Below are 15,883 nucleotides of genomic sequence, written 5' to 3'. Positions count from 1 at the left end.
ACTTTATTGGCTATCCTGACCTAGCGGTCGATACTGGCTTAACACCCGTTCCGCCAGACGCGAGAACGGCATGCTTTGGATCCAAACCGATCCCGTGCCTTTCAAGGTTGCCAGAAACAAACCCTCACCACCGAACAGCATGCTTTTCAGGCCGCCACTCAAGGCGATGTTGTAATCGATGTCGCCGCTGAAAGCGACCAGACAACCGGTATCCAGCCGCAGGGTTTCATTGCGCAATTCTTTGCGCACCACCGTACCGCCGGCATGGATGAAGGCCATCCCGTCGCCGCGCAGGCGCTGCAAAACAAAACCTTCGCCGCCAAAAAAACCGCTGCCCAATCGTTTGTTGAAGGCGATGTCGACCTGGGTACCGAACGCCGCCGCCAAAAATGCCGATTTCTGGCAGATTACTTCCTGCCCCAACTCAGCCATATTTAACGCAATGATGGTGCCCGGAAACGGTGCGGCAAAAGCCACTTGCCGTTTTTGGCCGCCGCGGTTGCTGAAATGGGTCAGAAAAACCGATTCGCCGGTCAACAAGCGCTTGCCGATACCGAACAGCTTATCCATGACGCCGCCGGAACCGTCGCCCATTTTGGTTTCGAATTCGATATCCTGCTCCAGATAGGTCATCGCGCCGGCTTCGGCAACAACGGTTTCGTTCTGATCCAATTCGATTTCGACCATCTGAATATCGTGGCCGACAATCCGGTAATCAACTTCGTGGCAATTCATAAACTCTCCGCAAAAAATCAACTCTGATTGGAAAACGCCTGATCGGGCTGCACCGACTCCCCATTGCAGCCGGCCTGATAAAACTCGAAACGATTGCGGCCCTGTTGCTTGGCGATATACATGGCTTCATCGGCATGCCGCAACAAATAATCCGGATTGCTGGGATCGTAAGGATAAATGGTCACGCCGCTACTAACCCCTACTTGTACCTGCTGCCCGGCAATCGGGTAGCTGCGGGCAACGTTCTGGTGAATCCGCTCCAGCGCCTGTATGCACTGCTGCTTCGATTCGACGCCGCACATCAACACTGCAAACTCGTCGCCACCCAAACGGCACACAGTATCCTCTTCGCGCAAGCCGGCCCGCAACCGCGCCGCGACTTCCACCAACAACTGATCGCCGGCCTCGTGGCCCAGATTATCGTTAATTTGCTTGAAGCCGTCCAAATCCATGTACACCACGCCCAGCAAGGAATTGTCTCGCTTGCAGCGTGCCATGGCCTGCTGAAAACGGTCGGTAAACAAGGTTCGGTTAGGCAAGTGCGTCAACGGGTCGTGATGTGCCATCTCCTCCAATGCCTGTTGATGCAACTTCGACTGGGTAATATCGGAGAACAAACCGACGTAATTGACCGCCTCACCTTTCTGGTTGCGCATCGCCGAGATCGTCAACAGTTCCACATACAATTCCCCGTTTTTCTTGCGGTTCCATATCTCGCCCTGCCAACAGCCCTCGGTTTGCAGGGTTTGCCACAGGTTTTTATAAAATTCGGCATCGTGTTTGCCGGATTTGAGGAAGTTGTGGTTGCGGCCGATCACTTCGTCGCGCGGATACCCGGTTATCGCACAAAAGGTCGGGTTGGCGTCGATGATAATCCCGTCGGCATCGGTGATGGTGATCCCTTCGTGCGCATCGGCAAACACGCGTGCCGCCAACTGTAATTTGCCCTCGGCGCGCTTACGCTCGGTAATATTGGTCAAAATACAGTGAATGATCGCCGGCCCTGATTTACGGCTTTGGAGGCGGCCGTCCAATATCACCGTGATGGTGCCGCCGGATTTTCTGCGCAGCGTCAGTTCGCACTCCAACACGCCGTAATGGTTCAACATTTGCAGTTTCAAGCCGAAATCGGCCCCGGCATCGGCGTCGTCAACTAAAAAATCCGGCAATTTTTTCCCTATCAACTCGTCGCCCGGGTAATCCAACAATGCGCACAATTGCGGATTCGCATCCAGCAGGCAACCGTGCCGGTCCAATGCCATATAGGCCACCGGCGAGTTCTCGAACAGACTGCGGAAGCGACGTTCGCTTTGTTTCAAGGATTCGGTGAGATGTAACGCGATCAGACTGCTGCGGCGGGCCTTGATATAGGCCGCGCAGAAAAATACCGGCAGAAAACTGATAAACGCGGCGGCCAGAAATTCGCCCCAAGGCGGTTCCAATTTACTCGCTTTACTAAAGCCGGCCAATTCGGTGAAGCGCAAAGTCCAATGCCTCCCCGCCAGCTCCAGCCGCCGCTCCAGACGCAAATGGCCAAATCCGAGACTTTGCTGCTGAAAATCGAGGGTATCACTACTGTCGTACAACAAACTTTCCGCGTCGGCACGGTCGGAATCGAAAATTTCCAGCCGCAACGCCGACAATTGCTTTCCGAGTATCGCCCGAAGCAAATCATTCATCCGGTAAGGTATATAGACCCAACCCTGGATGGCAATTCGGCGTTGTTCCGGCGTTTGCGGAATGCTCCCATGACGGTAAACCGGAAAAAACGCCAACATTCCGGCATGAGGATTGGCTTTGGAATCCTGCACCAAGGTGACCTTACCGGAGTAAGCCAAGTCTCCGCTATCCCGCGCCCGTTCCATCGCCTCGCGCCGTACCGGCTCGGAAAACATGTCGAAGCCGAAGGCCCGCAAATTGCGCCCGTAGAACGGCTCCAGGTAAACGATACTGCTGTAATGAGGCCGCGGAGTCGCCGGAGCAACGACGTAATCCGGAAATCCCTGGCTGCGAATCTGCAAAATATGACTTTGCAACTCATTCGCCGGAATCCACTGTGCGTAACCGACGCCTTGCACGCCGGGATGGTTTTGGTCCAAGCCCAACATTTCGACGAAAGCCCGCCAGTCGGCGCGGCTCACTTCGTTGCTGGCGGCAAAGACGCCGGCCGCACTCCGCAGTGTTAGCGCATGCAATGCCATGCGTTCGCTGATATTCGAGGTGATGCGCTCGACTTCGAATTCGAAATATTCGCGAAGTCGTTGTTGATAATGCCGTTCGAGAGCTTGCCACGCAAAAAATAAAAACGCTGCCGAAACCGATAGCACCAACAGCACCGGCATATAGTGCCGGTAACGCAACGTCGAAAGCTTCCCGACTGAGCTTACCATGGCATACCCCCACGCCTTATCAGCTGCTTATTGGGTGGTTTCTAGGACTTGTCTCGAATCACCAGCGCACGCAGCGCTTCGACCATCATGGCAGACGGACGGCAACCAAATCAACGACCCGTTTTGCGATCAAACAAACGCCGCGGTATCGGCTTGGCACCAATGAATTTTCGGCAAATTTTCAGGATTTAAGAGTATATGATTTTCGAAGCATGGCTAGGTCCGGCACAACGTTCTTTCGTTGTGCCGACCAGTCGGCGCAGGCCCGGCTAGACCAGCAGATTGATCAAAATCTGCTGGTATATCCGGCTCAACGTTTCCAAATCGTCCAGGCCGATATGCTCGTTGACTTTATGAATGCTGGCATTTAACGGCCCCAGCTCGATGACCTGGGCACCGGTGGGTGCGATGAAACGCCCGTCCGAGGTACCGCCGCCGGTGTCGTCCTGAGTTTGAAAGCCGCACACGGTTTCGATCGCCGCGTGGGTGGCGTCGATCAATTCGCCGCGCGCCGTCAAAAACGGATTGCCCGACAGCCGCCATTGCAAGTCGTATTTGAAGCCGTGTTTATCCAGAATGGCCTGGGTACGGGCTTTGATGGTCGCTTCGTCCAGCTCGGTGCAAAACCGCAAATTAAACTGCACTTCGGCTTGGCCCGGAATGATATTTTCGGCGCCGGTGCCGGCGTTGATATTGGACACCTGTAGCCGGGTCGGCGGAAAAAACGCGTTGCCGTGGTCCCAGACTTCTTCGGTCAGTTCTTTCAAAGCCGGCGCGAAGGTATGGATCGGATTTTCCGCCAATTCCGGATACGCCACATGGCCCTGGATGCCGAATACGGTGAGTTTGGCGCAGAGCGAACCGCGGCGGCCGACGCGGATCACGTCGCCGATAGCTTTATCGCTGGAAGGTTCGCCGACCAGGCACCAGTCGATCTTTTCGCCGCGTTGCTCCAGCACCTCGACCACTTTGACGACGCCGTGCGTGGCAGCGCCTTCCTCGTCGCTGGTCATCATGATCGCTATCGAACCCTTGTGCTGCGGATATTGACCGATAAAGCGCTCAACCGCGGTGACGAATGCGGCAATGCCGCCTTTCATATCGGCCGCACCACGACCGTAAAGCTTGCCGTCGCGGATAGTCGGTTCGAACGGCGGCGAATCCCAGGCCGCCAACGGCCCGGTCGGTACCACGTCGGTATGCCCCAAAAACACAAACAATGCCGGCTCGCTGCCGCGACGCAGCCACAGGTTTTGGGTATCGGCAAAATTCAGGCGTTCGTCGTTGAAGCCAAGTTTACTGAGACGTTCGGCCAGCAAATCCTGGCAACCGGCGTCGTTGGGAGTCACCGATTCGCGCCGAATCAGTTGCTCCAGCAGGGAAAGCGTTTCTGTCATTATGCGCTGGGATATTGCTCGGGATTGAAACCGACCAGTAGTTGTCGGCCGTCGTCCAGGATTGGACGCTTGATCAAAGTCGGTACTGCCAACATCAACTGCACGGCTTTTTCAGGCGTTAAGTCGCGTTTTTGCTCGTCGTCGAGTTGGCGCCAACTGGTGCTGCGCTGGTTTAGAACGGCATCGACTCCGAGCGCATCGACGAACTTTTGCAGCAAGGCCTGCTCCAGCCCGTCCACCCGGTAATCGTGAAAGCGGTACTCGATACGGCGCGAATCCAGCAATGCTCTGGCTTTCTTCACCGTGTCGCAGTTCTTGATACCGTACAACACCTTCATTGCCGGTTATGCCTCGCCGGCCAACAGTTCGTCCAGGCTAGGCAAGCTTTTATCGGCCTGCGCGCGGGCTTTGTAGACATCGACGAACTCCATAAACGCTTGTTCGAGATCGTCCAACACTTCCTCCTCGTCGGCCACTTCGTCTTCCGGAATCTCGTCGGATTCCAAATAGTCTTTCTGGATCGCGATTTCGCCGTTCAAGGACAGCAGCGCAAGGATCAAGGCATTATTCGAAATATTTTCTGGCATGGTGTGCTCGCAGGTTGAAATGGAAGAACAGAACTGAGCAGGAGGCCGCTAGGATTGGCGCCGAGCTAAACCCGGCAATAGTCGTTGCATGCATGCAAGTACCGCCTCCATCAAATTTGGCCGCATTGTAACGCATTGCCGGCGAGCGATGTTAACCGCGGCGTTCGGCGTCAAATGTTTTTCAGCAGGCGGTTGCCGGCGCTATCCGCCATCGCCTGACGGAAATGCTCGACAGCTTCGGCAAACGCCTGCTCCGGCTGGATATCCGGCAACTGGTTTTGGCCGCAGCTTTCCAGCGCATCGGCTACATAACCGATACTGAGAATATTGATATCGACCGCCGGCTGGTAGACCGAAACGGTTTGTTCCGGATGGCAGAATTCGACGACGATGCGACTGACGATCAGCTTATGCAACAACGCCTGGACCAAGGCCAACGGAATCATCAAATCCCGGGCCAATTCCTCGGCCGACGGCGGCGCGTCCTGGTTGACGAAGCGTTTAACCAGGGCATGTGCGATTTGCAGCGCCAGGATTTTCTTCAACGAAAAACTCAGATTGCGGAAACGGTCACCGTGGCGGTGAATCGGGTAGTTCTGGATATAAAACGCCATCTCGCAACCGAACAACACGATCATCCAACAGCTTTGCAGCCAGACCACAAACAGCGGCAAGGCGGCGAAACTGCCGTAGATCGCGTTATAGCTGGACACGCCGATTTGCAGGCTCAAATAGGCCCACTGCAAACCGTGGTAGAGCATGCCGGTCACGGCGCCGGCAGCCAGCCCGGCCCGGTAGTCGATGGCGTGGTTCGGCATGAATACGAATACCACCGTGAACAGCACGATCATCAGCAGCAACGGCGACAGCCCCAAGGCTTTCAATACCAGCCAGACGCCGAAAGCCGGCAGATGTATCGCCCCGGCCAACCAGCCTATCTGGGTTTGCAGGAACACGGTCAGGCCGCTGGCAGCCATCAGCAGTACCGGCCCCAGTAACATCAGCGACAAATAATCGCTGCATTTGCGCCCCCAACTGCGGCCCTGATCGATTTTCCAGATGTAGTTGAACGATTCTTCGATATTGGCGATCAGGCTGACCACGGTCCAAAACAAAACCGCGATACCGATGCCGGCCACCACTTCGCCCTGAGTCTTGGCCAGCAAATTTTGGGCAAAGCCGATCAAACGCAACATCAGCTCGTCCTGCTGCGGCGCCCGCTCCAGTAATTGTCGCTGCAGCAGCTTTTCGAAACCGAAGCCCTTGGCGATGCCGAACAACATCGCAATCACCGGCACGATAGACAGGATGCTGTACAAGGTCAGCGCCGAGGCTCGCAGTTGGCATAAATCGCGGCGAAAACCTTGCACCGCCAACAACGCGATTTTCAAACAGCGGATGCCAAGCGCCGGCCAGTAAGTCAGGCTCCGTTCATCCAGCCGCCAAATGTCTTCTTTGCAGAACAGCAACAGGTTCAATGCCATACAAGTCTCTATTGTTGGGGCCGATCGGCAAGTGCGAACGATACACCGCGCCGTTAAACGGCAGTATGCCGGATAAAACCGGCAAAATCCCGGCATTCCGAGTGCATCGATGACCGAGTTGTCGGGTCAGGCCAAACGCCGCAAGTGCAGCCGCCGATTACGCCAGAAAAATCGGCATCGACTGAGAAAACCGGGCAGCCATTTGACGGGGCTCATGACACGTAGCGCCCATTTTCGATCCGGATAATAGCTCAATCGCAATTCGTCCGGGCCGACGATTTCCACACCCTCCAACACCAACGACGCATACGGCAGGCCCAGGCTGCGCCGGGCCGAAACCTGCAATTCCCGGTTCAGCAACACGAATTCGCTGGCTTCTTCGAACGGGCAATCCCAATCGCAAATCAGCAAATAGTCGCCGGCTTCGGTTTGGAACTGATGTAACAGCCGATAGCCGGGGACATGGCAAGCAGTCGGCACGCCATGCTGTAATAGCCGGGTTTGCAGCGGCCAATTCCGGTAATCGCCGGCATGGCTGGCCAGAGAAAAAAGCTCGATCACGCGCATGCAATTCCTATAGAAAAACAGCGGCAACAATCACGAATGACAGTCGGGTTTAATTCGCCTAAGTAAATTATTCTGCATTCGATTACCTGATATGAATGCTTGCAGTTTACAATAATCGGCTGCGAGCCGGCACCTAACGGTTTAAACACAACGCGACAGCTCTTGTTACGCACTATGCAAGCCCCGACACCGGCTGTATCCCAAATCCAGCCAAAGACAAGGACAAACTTCACCATGCAATTCACCGATACCGGCACTCTGATCAGATGGCAACTGGACGATATCGACGTTGTCGCACCGCTCCACGACAAGCCGGGCGGCGGCTCGCGCGGCGGGGTATATCTTTGTATCCCCAATTTCGAGGAACTGTCGCCGCCGTTCAGCATCAAGCACGGCGAATACCGCACCACAGTTTGCGACGTCACGCTGCCGCATCAAAAGAATCTGGCAGCATCCAACCAAAACGACTGGGGCAACATCGAGGTGGTTACCGATTGGGAAGAAACCGACGAACAACACAGCAAAACGCTGAAAGTCACCACCACCATCCGCGCCCTCTCGGAAACCGCGCTGGTACGGCCCGGCTTTCACCCGTATTTTTCGATTACGCCGAACAGTTTTGTGGATATTGCCGGCACGCGGATAGACGTGGCGACGCTGCCGCACGACAGTATGCGGGCTTATCCGGCAAACTCAGTGCTCGACGAGGTCAGGCTCAACACCAGCGGATACAGCATGGAACTGAGCTGCCAGATCAACTCACCGACGCCCGATGTCGCATTGGCATTTGGGGTCTGGAGCGACAAAAAAGCCGAGTATGTCTGTATCGAGCCGATTATCGGCAAACAACTCGGCGCAGATGGTCTGCCGACGCCATTGGAGCTAACACAGAGCGAGGAGTTATTGATGGTGTTTACGATTCGGGCGGAGAGATTGGAGATACTGGATTAATCATAGTGTTAACAACTAGCTCCCAAGAAACTTGCAAAGGTCGGAAACGCTTGTGCTTACTAAGGCCGGCTTAGCTTAGTCAATAGAGGTTTCAGCAAACGCCAAGCGATATAGACCAAGGCCAATGCAAACAACAAATGACCTATTGCATCCAAAGGCCCCTGCATATGATCGGGAATCCTTACCCAAACCCAATTTGCCCAATTCGCACAATAGCCGTCTTCTCTGACGAGAACAATCGCTTGCCGGAACATGTCCCGCCGCAAACAGAGGAATAGAAGAGTCAACCATGATTTAAGACACAAACAGTGCCAACATAGCCCCCAATACGCAAAAGCCAGAACGTACTTCTAAGTCACGGGGATTTTGGTTCGAGTAATAATCCATCGCTTGTTTATATTGCTCTAGCGCCAAAACTGAAGCAGCGATGAATCAAATCAGATGCGCTATTTTCAGCAACACTGCGACAATAACCGTGGTTTGCAGAAACCCGGCAGCAATGATCCAGCGAGTTAAATCGGCTCTGGTTTCCGCTTGGTTGCGGCTGGCGTCTGCTCTGAGCAATTCTATTTTGTGAACTAACTCGGACTCTAGCGCTTTAATTTCGGTACGCAATACGCCTTCCAAGTCTTTTAAATCGCGTTTGGTGGCAACATCGTCGAGATGAAATTCGTGCTTGGCTTGCTCCAGCGTGTTGTCCACAACTTCTTTTTGCATTTCAGTAATCACCTCGGCTTGAGCCTCGGTAAAGCCTGCGGCTTTTAAACGTAGTGCAAATTTCAAGGTGTCGAATGGTATCGCGTTCATACATCTATGCCCTTAGAGAACCAGCCGTTGCCCGCATTGTAGCGCATGGCGCCAAACAAGCACCATGCGCCGAAGGAAAAGAGCGGTTAATCCCGCAACAACTCATTAATCCCCGTTTTGCTACGAGTTTTCTCGTCCACCTGCTTGATGATCACCGCGCAATACAGGCTGTGGCTACCGTCTTTGGAAGGAAGGTTACCGGAGACAACCACGGAGCCAGCTGGAATGCGGCCATAAGTGACTTCGCCAGTCATGCGGTTGAAGATCTTGGTGCTTTGGCCGATGTAAACGCCCATCGATACCACGCAGTTGTCTTCGACGATCACGCCTTCGACGATCTCGGAGCGGGCGCCGATGAAGCAGTTGTCACCGATGATGGTCGGGTTGGCTTGCAGCGGTTCCAGCACGCCGCCGATGCCGACGCCGCCGGACAAATGCACGTTTTTACCGATTTGCGCGCAGGAGCCGACTGTTACCCAGGTGTCGACCATGGTGCCGCTGTCGACGTAAGCGCCGATGTTGACGTAAGACGGCATCAGGATCGCGCCGGGGGCGATGTAGGAACCGTAACGGGCTACCGCGTTAGGCACAACGCGAACGCCGGCTTGCGCAAAATCAGCCTCGCTGTAGCTACCAAATTTGGTCGGCACTTTGTCGTAATAGCGCACGTCGCCGCTTTCGATCACTTTGTTTTCGTTGATCCGGAACGATAGCAGCACGGCTTTTTTCAGCCATTGGTTGGTAACCCAGTCGCCGTCTTTTTTCTCGGCGACGCGCATTTCGCCCTTGTCGAGCATGTTCAACACTTCGGCAACCGCGTTGCGGACTTCGGCGGAGACGGTAGACGGGCTGATTTCGGCGCGGTTTTCGAAGGCGTCGTTGATGATGTTTTCCAGGTTTGACATGGTATTTCGTGGGTTGGATAAAAAAGAATGTAGGTTGGGTTTACCCGTAGGGCATAAAAGCGAAGCGTAACCCAACAATTAAGGCCTCTCGTTGGGTTACGGCTTACGCCTAACCCAACCTACGCGGTGTTTTCATTGAGAAAATCTTTAATACGCTGCGCAGCTTCGACGCATTCCTCAATCGGCGCGACCAACGCGATACGGACATGATTGGCGCCGGGGTTGAGACCGCCGCTGTCGCGCGATAAATAACTGCCCGGCAGTACAGTAACGTTTTGCTCTGTAAACAGTTTTTGGGCAAACTCGGTATCGGACATCGGCGTTTTCAGCCATATGTAAAAGCTTGCCGGCGGCCGCTCGATTTCGCAAACGTCTTGCAATATCTCGATAAACGCGGTGAATTTAGCGCGGTATAACTGGCGGTTGTGCTTGACGTGGTCCTCGTCGTTCCAGGCAGCGATGCTGGCGTGCTGAGTCGGCACCGGCATCGGGCAGCCGTGATAGGTTCGGTATTTGAAATACTGTTTCAGCACCTCGGCATCGCCGGCCACAAACCCTGAGCGCAGACCGGGCGCGTTCGAGCGTTTGGACAGGCTATGAAAAATCACGCAACGTTTGAAATCCGTACTGCCGGCCGCGTAAGCGCTTTGCAGCAAACCTTGCGGCGGATTGGCTTCGTCGTCATAGAGTTCGGTGTAACACTCGTCGGAGGCGATGACAAAATCGTACCTGTCGGCCAAGGCCAATAATTTCAGATGGTCGGCCTGTGTCAGCACCGTGCCGGTCGGATTGCCGGGCGAGCAAATAAACATCAGTTGGCAGCGTTGCCAAATCGTTTCCGGCACGCTGTCAAAATCCGGCAAATAACCATCGGCCTCAACCGTGTTCAGATAATACGGCTCGGCACCGGCCAACAGCGCCGCGCCTTCGTAGATCTGATAAAACGGGTTGGGCATGATCACTACCGGCTTGTCGGCCGGATCGACCAGGGCTTGCACTAGCGAAAACAAGGCCTCGCGGGTGCCATTTACCGGCAGCACTTGGGTTTCGGCATCCACACCACCCGCCGAAATCCCAAAACGACGGCAAGTCCAATCGGCTATCGCTTGACGCAGTTCCGGCAGGCCCTTGGTGGTGGGGTACTGAGTCAGGCCATGCAAATGCCGCAGCAAGGCCTCCTGGATGAAATGCGGCGTAACATGCTTAGGCTCGCCAATCGACAAAGCGATATGAGCTTTGTCGGCCGGCGGCGTAATGCCTTGCTTCAGCGTTGCCAGCTTTTCAAACGGGTACGGGTGTAAGGCGGATAAATACGGATTCATGCTTTATTTGCTACAACGCGGTTGGCGTCCTTGGCTCCAGGCTTGCTGTTGAATTTGCAACGCGCGGTTCATGTTCTGTTGCAGATTGTCGATGCGGCTGGCATGCGACGGGTGGGTCGACATGAATTCGATCGGCTGCCCCCCTTGCGCGGCCTTGTCCATCTTCAACCACAAATTAATGCTTTGCCGCGGGTCGAAGCCGGCGCGAGCCATCAAATCCAAACCAATGGTATCGGCTTCGGTCTCGTGAATCCGACTGTAAGGCAGGATCACCCCGTACTGGGCGCCAACACCGAGCAAGCCCAATGCAGTTTGCCCCATGGCTGTCTGCGGCTGCGTCACGGCCTGTACCATCGCCAGACCGGTGCTGACCGCGGTTTCCTGCGACAAACGCTCGTTACTGTGGCGCGACAACACGTGGCCCACTTCATGGCCGACGACCGCCGCCAGCTGGTCGGCATTGTCGACCAGATTGATCAAACCGGTATGCACGCCGATTTTATTACCGGGCAACGCGAATGCGTTCAGGGTTTCGTCTTCGAACACAACCACTTCCCACTGGCCGCCGGTTTGTTGGGTAATTGCATAAGCCACGCACTGGGCAAATTGGTTGACGCGAGAATTGCGGCTGACCGGGTTTTTGCTCTTCATGCTGTCGAAGGCCTGCAAACCCATTTGGTCGACTTGGTTGTCGGGCATGTAAATAAACTGGGTGCGGCCGGTCGGACTGGTTGCACAACTATTGAGCAATACGAAACCGGCAGCGATAAGCAAATTTCTAGTCAACATGGCTTAACTACCCGCAGAGAAATGGCCGGCCATTTTAGCCTAACTCGCCAGGGGGTTACACGCTTTTTGGCTATGCCAGCTGGAGGGGATAGCGCACAATAAACTGAGCACTCAGATGACCTTACGAAAAGCCGAACCGACGCCGGTTTGCGCCTACCCCGCCCGCACCAGCTGCAGAAGTTGCTGCAAACAAAACAACACGGTCTGCTGCCGAATGTTTTGCCTGTCGCCGGAAAACTGCTTTCTTACGCACACAGCTTCCTCGCCCCCCCGCTGCCGCCAGGCGACGAAAACCGTCCCCACCGGCTTTTCGGCCGTGCCGCCATCCGGGCCGGCGATGCCGGTAACGGCCAAAGCCAAGTCAGCCGAGCTGTGTTCGAGGACGCCGGCCGCCATTTCTCCGGCAGTCTCGGCGCTAACCGCGCCGTAACGTTGCAATGTCTGCGGATGTACCCCCAGCAGTTCGACCTTGGCCGCATTGCTGTAGGTGACAAAACCGCGGTCGAACCAAGCGGAACTGCCCGGCACATCGGTGATCGCCGCGGCGATACCGCCCCCGGTACAGGACTCTGCCAAACCCAATACCCGGTTCAAACCTCGCAAACCCTCGCCGAGCTGCTCGGACAACAGATAACCCGGATCGCGCATCAACGCCCCAAGCCCTGCCCACAGCAGTATCGTCTCCCGGCACTATTACCGGTCATCATTGCGGCAGCTTTTTGACTTCGCCGACTTTTTCGAAGTCGGCACCGACACTGATGATGAAGCTGGTGACCTGTTCGATGCTCATTTCGGATTTAACCACTTTCGATTCGTGGACGATGATGGCAAACCCGGATGTCGGATTTGGAGAAGTCGGCACAAACAGTACGTATCGATCGTCGGTTTTGTTGGTCACGTAAGCCGGCACCCAAATGCCCTCTTTCGGATACTCGACATAAACCACTTCGCGCGGTTCCTGCAACTGGTGGCCGGCAATCATGTTCACCAGTTTTTTGGTGACCCGGTAAATCGTACTCAACAGCGGAATGCGTTCGATCAGATGCTCGAACATTGCGATAATCGAAAAGCGGCCGAGGCTTACGCGGTGGCCGACATAAGTGATGGTGGCGAAGCTGGCCGCAAATAGCAGAAAGGTCACCAAGTAGTTGTCTGAATAACCGTATACGAACTGGAACAAATCGGTCAGCCGGTCTTTAACGAACAGCACGATTTGCACGATCACCATAATCGGAATGAACGCTAATACGCCGATCAGGGTGTGGTTCAGAATTTTCTTCATGATGCGCCTACCTCATTAGTTATTGTTGTTATCGATACACGGTTTTATCAAAGTTAAGCCTGATTAGAAAGCGCCAGTTAGCCCGGCTCCGTCAAAACGGCCTAACGCAGAATTCTGAACAGCCCCCGCGTCGCTACCGCCATAACCAGCAGAGCCGGCCCGGCAAACCCCAGCAACCCCGTCAATGCGGTTTGACTGGCGCTGGCGTCCCAAAGCGTCAGCGAACTGTTTAACGATATATTGGACGGCGCCAGAAACGGGAACATGGATACGCCTAAGGTCAGCACTGCCAGCGCCAGCGCCAGCGCCAGCGCTAACAACGCCCAATACGCCCGATCGAACTTACACAGCACCCAGGCACCGATGCCGGCCAGGAAAGCCAGACCGGGGATCACCCACAACGCCGGCTCGTGTTCGTAATTATCCAGCCACAAGCCGTCGCCGCGCTTGACGAATTTAGCCAACGGATTGGAAACGCCGTCCGGCAGGATTTCGGTAGTGACGTGGTAGCCTTCCAAATGGGTAATCCAACCGCCACACAAAGCAAATAACAATAAAAACAGAATTACCGTAGTTTGCGCCACCGCTTTTGCGCGTAACTGTAACGCAGGATCGCCGTGCAATTGCAAATAGACTGCTGCGTAAGCGGCCAACAACGCCAGACAACAGGCCGCAACCAACATTGCAAACGGGTTGAACAGGCCGGCCAGACTACCCAAAAAAGCGATATGCATGTCGCTGCTCAGATGAAACGGAAAGCCCTTCAACAAATTTCCCGCCAGCAGGCCCAACACGACGACGGGCAATAATCCACTGAGAAATAGCGCCTTATCCCAATACGGCAGCCAATCCGGATGCTCAAGGCTATTTCTAAAGTAAAGACCGATCGGCCTGATACAGACGGCCAGTATCACGCACAACAGCAAATTCTGGAAGCTGGAAAACACCACGGCATAGACCGTGGGCCAGCCCGCATACAACACCGCGATCACTGCAGCCAGCCAGGCTTGATTTCCCGCGCTGAGCGGCGCCAGTCTGGCAGCGATCTGCCGCCGTTGGGGTTCGGACAACTGCAAAAACGGCAACAACAGCGCCACGCCCATTTCCAGACCGCTACTCAACGCAAAACCGACCGTAAACAAACCGAGCAGTCCCCAGCACAACAAGCGCAAAATATCGTAATCAAGCATCGCCGCCCTCCTGAGCTGACGCCGCTCCCTGTTTTATCAATTGCATCGCCAGCAGAATCGCCAGGGCCAGTAACCCGGAATACGCTAAGGCGTAAACAGCCAAACCGAGTACCAAGTCGCTAGTCGTTAAAGTCGATACCGCCAACCACGTCGGCAAAATGTCGACCACAATCCAAGGCTGGTCGCCGAATTCGGAGATGAACCAACCGCCAACGCTGGCCAACCAAGTAGCAGGCAATGCGTACATCGCCGACTTCAGCACCCACGGCTGCCGGCTGCCGGTGACGACACCGAAACCGGCTGTCAAAAATGTCACTAATGCCAACACACCGAACACGATCATGGCCTTATGCCCCCAATACAGGGGCGCTGCCGGCGGCAAACTGGCTTGCGCCGCCTGCTCAATTTGCGTCGGACTAGCATCGACCACACCGTCTCGCCAACGTTTCAGCAACAATCCGTAACCAAGATCGGCTTTAGCGGCACCGAATTCCTCCCACAATTGCGCTTGCGGGTTATCGTCGCGCAATTGTTGCAACATGGCGTAAGCGCGGACACCGTTTTCGATTCGTTGCCGGTTTTGCGCCAGAATGTCGTCGGCAGGCAGGCCGTTAATTGCCATCAGCTTGCCGCGCTGAAACGAACTTTGTTTGTAAATGCCGGCGTCTCCCAACAACAAGGTAGCGACAATCGCCAGCAAACCCAACCCCACAGCAATGGAATACGACGGCCCGGACAGCCCCGTTTCGGCCGACCTTAGCCGGTAATAGGCGCTGATAGCCAACACGAACCCGGCTGCCAACGCATAGCTGGAAAGCAAGCTATGGGCGAATTTGGCCAGCGCCACCGGATTGCATAACACGGCACGCCAGTCTGCCATCTCCATCCGCAACGCCTGTACGTCGAATTCGGCACCGACCGGATATTGCATCCAGCCGCTGGCGACCGAAAAACCAAACAATATCAAATGGCAGCCCAAGCACACCGCCAGGGTAGCGAGAAGATGCGGAAAGCCACCCAACCTGTCCCAGCCGTACAACATCCAGCCCAAAGCGTTCGCCGCCGTAAACAAGCCTGCCAAAACTCCGACCAGCACCGGCCCGGCAAAGGCATCGCCGGCATAGTGAGCAAAATACGACCAATTGCCACCGAATTGGAACAGCATGGCCACACTCGACGCTAAACTCAATCCGAAACTGAGTGCGAACAACTTGCCCCAAAACCGGCATAAGGTTTGGTAATCGCCCCGGCCGCCAGCCAGCCCCCAAGTTTCCAATACCAGTAAGAAAAACGATAAGCCTACCGTCAGCGGTACAAACAGAAAATGCTGTACTGCATTGATCGCAAACTGCGAGCGAGACAATTCAATAACCGTTTCGGAAACCATTCCTACCTCTAGGCCAAGCTCAAAATGGCGGCAATTATAAAATTATCCGCCCGTTTGTCTGCGTTTTTCTCGATCAAGTCGCATTATATC

At 55.0% G+C, this 15,883-nt stretch carries 16 protein-coding genes; 1 reads left to right on the top strand and 15 read right to left on the bottom strand.

Annotated elements, in window-relative coordinates; genetic code table 11:
• Positions 1 to 3: 3 nt before the first annotated feature.
• The 7 genes from AC0IM9_RS05435 to AC0IM9_RS05405 form a co-directional block, all read right to left on the bottom strand.
• Positions 4 to 735, bottom strand: a complete 732-nt coding sequence (locus AC0IM9_RS05435; protein ID WP_482803343.1) for a TIGR00266 family protein — start codon at positions 733 to 735, stop codon at positions 4 to 6.
• A gap of 17 nt (positions 736 to 752) precedes the next feature.
• Positions 753 to 3,125, bottom strand: coding sequence for a sensor domain-containing diguanylate cyclase (locus AC0IM9_RS05430; protein ID WP_482803342.1), 2,373 nt, complete (start codon positions 3,123 to 3,125; stop codon positions 753 to 755).
• Between the two features lie 269 nt (positions 3,126 to 3,394).
• Complete coding sequence (gene dapE / locus AC0IM9_RS05425; protein WP_482803341.1) at positions 3,395 to 4,522, bottom strand: succinyl-diaminopimelate desuccinylase; 1,128 nt, start codon at positions 4,520 to 4,522, stop codon at positions 3,395 to 3,397.
• The gene (locus tag AC0IM9_RS05420; protein WP_482803340.1) at positions 4,522 to 4,860 is read right to left on the bottom strand and encodes an ArsC family reductase; all 339 of its coding nucleotides are present in this window, start codon (positions 4,858 to 4,860) and stop codon (positions 4,522 to 4,524) included. Before AC0IM9_RS05420 ends, dapE begins: the two co-directional genes overlap by 1 nt.
• Before the next feature lie 6 nt (positions 4,861 to 4,866).
• Positions 4,867 to 5,109 carry a hypothetical protein gene (locus tag AC0IM9_RS05415; protein WP_140910883.1) on the bottom strand — a complete coding sequence of 81 codons (243 nt, stop codon included), beginning with the start codon at positions 5,107 to 5,109 and terminating at the stop codon, positions 4,867 to 4,869.
• A 170-nt stretch (positions 5,110 to 5,279) separates the two neighbouring features.
• A complete protein-coding gene (locus AC0IM9_RS05410; protein WP_482803339.1) occupies positions 5,280 to 6,593 on the bottom strand; it encodes a YihY/virulence factor BrkB family protein in 1,314 nt (437 codons plus the stop codon).
• Positions 6,594 to 6,719: 126 nt separating this feature from the next.
• Positions 6,720 to 7,154 carry a hypothetical protein gene (locus AC0IM9_RS05405; RefSeq protein WP_482803338.1) on the bottom strand — a complete coding sequence of 145 codons (435 nt, stop codon included), beginning with the start codon at positions 7,152 to 7,154 and terminating at the stop codon, positions 6,720 to 6,722.
• A 240-nt stretch (positions 7,155 to 7,394) separates the two neighbouring features.
• Here AC0IM9_RS05405 and AC0IM9_RS05400 point away from each other — a divergent pair, with 240 nt between their 5' ends.
• Positions 7,395 to 8,111 (top strand): aldose epimerase family protein, encoded by a 717-nt coding sequence (locus AC0IM9_RS05400; RefSeq protein ID WP_482803337.1) that lies wholly within the window; start codon positions 7,395 to 7,397, stop codon positions 8,109 to 8,111.
• A 432-nt stretch (positions 8,112 to 8,543) separates the two neighbouring features.
• On the opposite strand, the gene AC0IM9_RS05395 is transcribed toward AC0IM9_RS05400, so the two are convergent.
• From AC0IM9_RS05395 to AC0IM9_RS05360, 8 genes are all read right to left on the bottom strand, one after another.
• The gene (locus AC0IM9_RS05395) at positions 8,544 to 8,918 is read right to left on the bottom strand and encodes a CCDC90 family protein (protein WP_482803336.1); all 375 of its coding nucleotides are present in this window, start codon (positions 8,916 to 8,918) and stop codon (positions 8,544 to 8,546) included.
• Between the two features lie 86 nt (positions 8,919 to 9,004).
• Positions 9,005 to 9,823: a 2,3,4,5-tetrahydropyridine-2,6-dicarboxylate N-succinyltransferase gene (gene dapD / locus AC0IM9_RS05390; RefSeq protein ID WP_482803335.1), complete on the bottom strand. Its 819-nt coding sequence runs from the start codon at positions 9,821 to 9,823 to the stop codon at positions 9,005 to 9,007.
• Positions 9,824 to 9,942: 119 nt separating this feature from the next.
• Positions 9,943 to 11,145 (bottom strand): succinyldiaminopimelate transaminase, encoded by a 1,203-nt coding sequence (gene dapC, locus AC0IM9_RS05385; protein WP_482803334.1) that lies wholly within the window; start codon positions 11,143 to 11,145, stop codon positions 9,943 to 9,945.
• Positions 11,146 to 11,148: 3 nt separating this feature from the next.
• A complete protein-coding gene (locus tag AC0IM9_RS05380) occupies positions 11,149 to 11,934 on the bottom strand; it encodes a M48 family metallopeptidase (RefSeq protein ID WP_140910891.1) in 786 nt (261 codons plus the stop codon).
• Positions 11,935 to 12,087: 153 nt separating this feature from the next.
• Positions 12,088 to 12,582 carry a CinA family protein gene (locus AC0IM9_RS05375; RefSeq protein WP_140910892.1) on the bottom strand — a complete coding sequence of 165 codons (495 nt, stop codon included), beginning with the start codon at positions 12,580 to 12,582 and terminating at the stop codon, positions 12,088 to 12,090.
• A 55-nt stretch (positions 12,583 to 12,637) separates the two neighbouring features.
• On the bottom strand, positions 12,638 to 13,216 hold the full coding sequence (locus tag AC0IM9_RS05370) for a DUF502 domain-containing protein (RefSeq protein ID WP_140910893.1): 579 nt from the start codon (positions 13,214 to 13,216) through the stop codon (positions 12,638 to 12,640).
• 101 nt (positions 13,217 to 13,317) lie between these two features.
• A complete protein-coding gene (gene cydB, locus AC0IM9_RS05365) occupies positions 13,318 to 14,406 on the bottom strand; it encodes a cytochrome d ubiquinol oxidase subunit II (protein WP_140910894.1) in 1,089 nt (362 codons plus the stop codon).
• Positions 14,399 to 15,793 carry a cytochrome ubiquinol oxidase subunit I gene (locus AC0IM9_RS05360; RefSeq protein WP_482803333.1) on the bottom strand — a complete coding sequence of 465 codons (1,395 nt, stop codon included), beginning with the start codon at positions 15,791 to 15,793 and terminating at the stop codon, positions 14,399 to 14,401. Before AC0IM9_RS05360 ends, cydB begins: the two co-directional genes overlap by 8 nt.
• Positions 15,794 to 15,883: the final 90 nt, after the last annotated feature.

This window comes from Methylomonas sp. Uni0011 (genome assembly GCF_056850255.1).
The sequence above is the reverse complement of the archived record's forward strand: the minus strand, read 5'-3'. Positions and strand labels throughout refer to the sequence as shown.

Bases quoted from the DNA above. Each gene is read 5' to 3' on its own strand.
- AC0IM9_RS05435 (WP_482803343.1), bottom strand. From the start codon at position 735: ATGAATTGCCACGAAGTTGATTACCGGATTGTCGGCCACGATATTCAG.
- AC0IM9_RS05430 (WP_482803342.1), bottom strand. From the start codon at position 3,125: ATGGTAAGCTCAGTCGGGAAGCTTTCGACGTTGCGTTACCGGCACTAT.
- dapE (WP_482803341.1), bottom strand. From the start codon at position 4,522: ATGACAGAAACGCTTTCCCTGCTGGAGCAACTGATTCGGCGCGAATCG.
- AC0IM9_RS05420 (WP_482803340.1), bottom strand. From the start codon at position 4,860: ATGAAGGTGTTGTACGGTATCAAGAACTGCGACACGGTGAAGAAAGCC.
- AC0IM9_RS05415 (WP_140910883.1), bottom strand. From the start codon at position 5,109: ATGCCAGAAAATATTTCGAATAATGCCTTGATCCTTGCGCTGCTGTCC.
- AC0IM9_RS05410 (WP_482803339.1), bottom strand. From the start codon at position 6,593: ATGGCATTGAACCTGTTGCTGTTCTGCAAAGAAGACATTTGGCGGCTG.
- AC0IM9_RS05400 (WP_482803337.1), top strand. From the start codon at position 7,395: ATGCAATTCACCGATACCGGCACTCTGATCAGATGGCAACTGGACGAT.
- AC0IM9_RS05395 (WP_482803336.1), bottom strand. From the start codon at position 8,918: ATGAACGCGATACCATTCGACACCTTGAAATTTGCACTACGTTTAAAA.
- dapD (WP_482803335.1), bottom strand. From the start codon at position 9,823: ATGTCAAACCTGGAAAACATCATCAACGACGCCTTCGAAAACCGCGCC.
- dapC (WP_482803334.1), bottom strand. From the start codon at position 11,145: ATGAATCCGTATTTATCCGCCTTACACCCGTACCCGTTTGAAAAGCTG.
- AC0IM9_RS05380 (WP_140910891.1), bottom strand. From the start codon at position 11,934: ATGTTGACTAGAAATTTGCTTATCGCTGCCGGTTTCGTATTGCTCAAT.
- AC0IM9_RS05375 (WP_140910892.1), bottom strand. From the start codon at position 12,582: ATGCGCGATCCGGGTTATCTGTTGTCCGAGCAGCTCGGCGAGGGTTTG.
- AC0IM9_RS05370 (WP_140910893.1), bottom strand. From the start codon at position 13,216: ATGAAGAAAATTCTGAACCACACCCTGATCGGCGTATTAGCGTTCATT.
- cydB (WP_140910894.1), bottom strand. From the start codon at position 14,406: ATGCTTGATTACGATATTTTGCGCTTGTTGTGCTGGGGACTGCTCGGT.
- AC0IM9_RS05360 (WP_482803333.1), bottom strand. From the start codon at position 15,793: ATGGTTTCCGAAACGGTTATTGAATTGTCTCGCTCGCAGTTTGCGATC.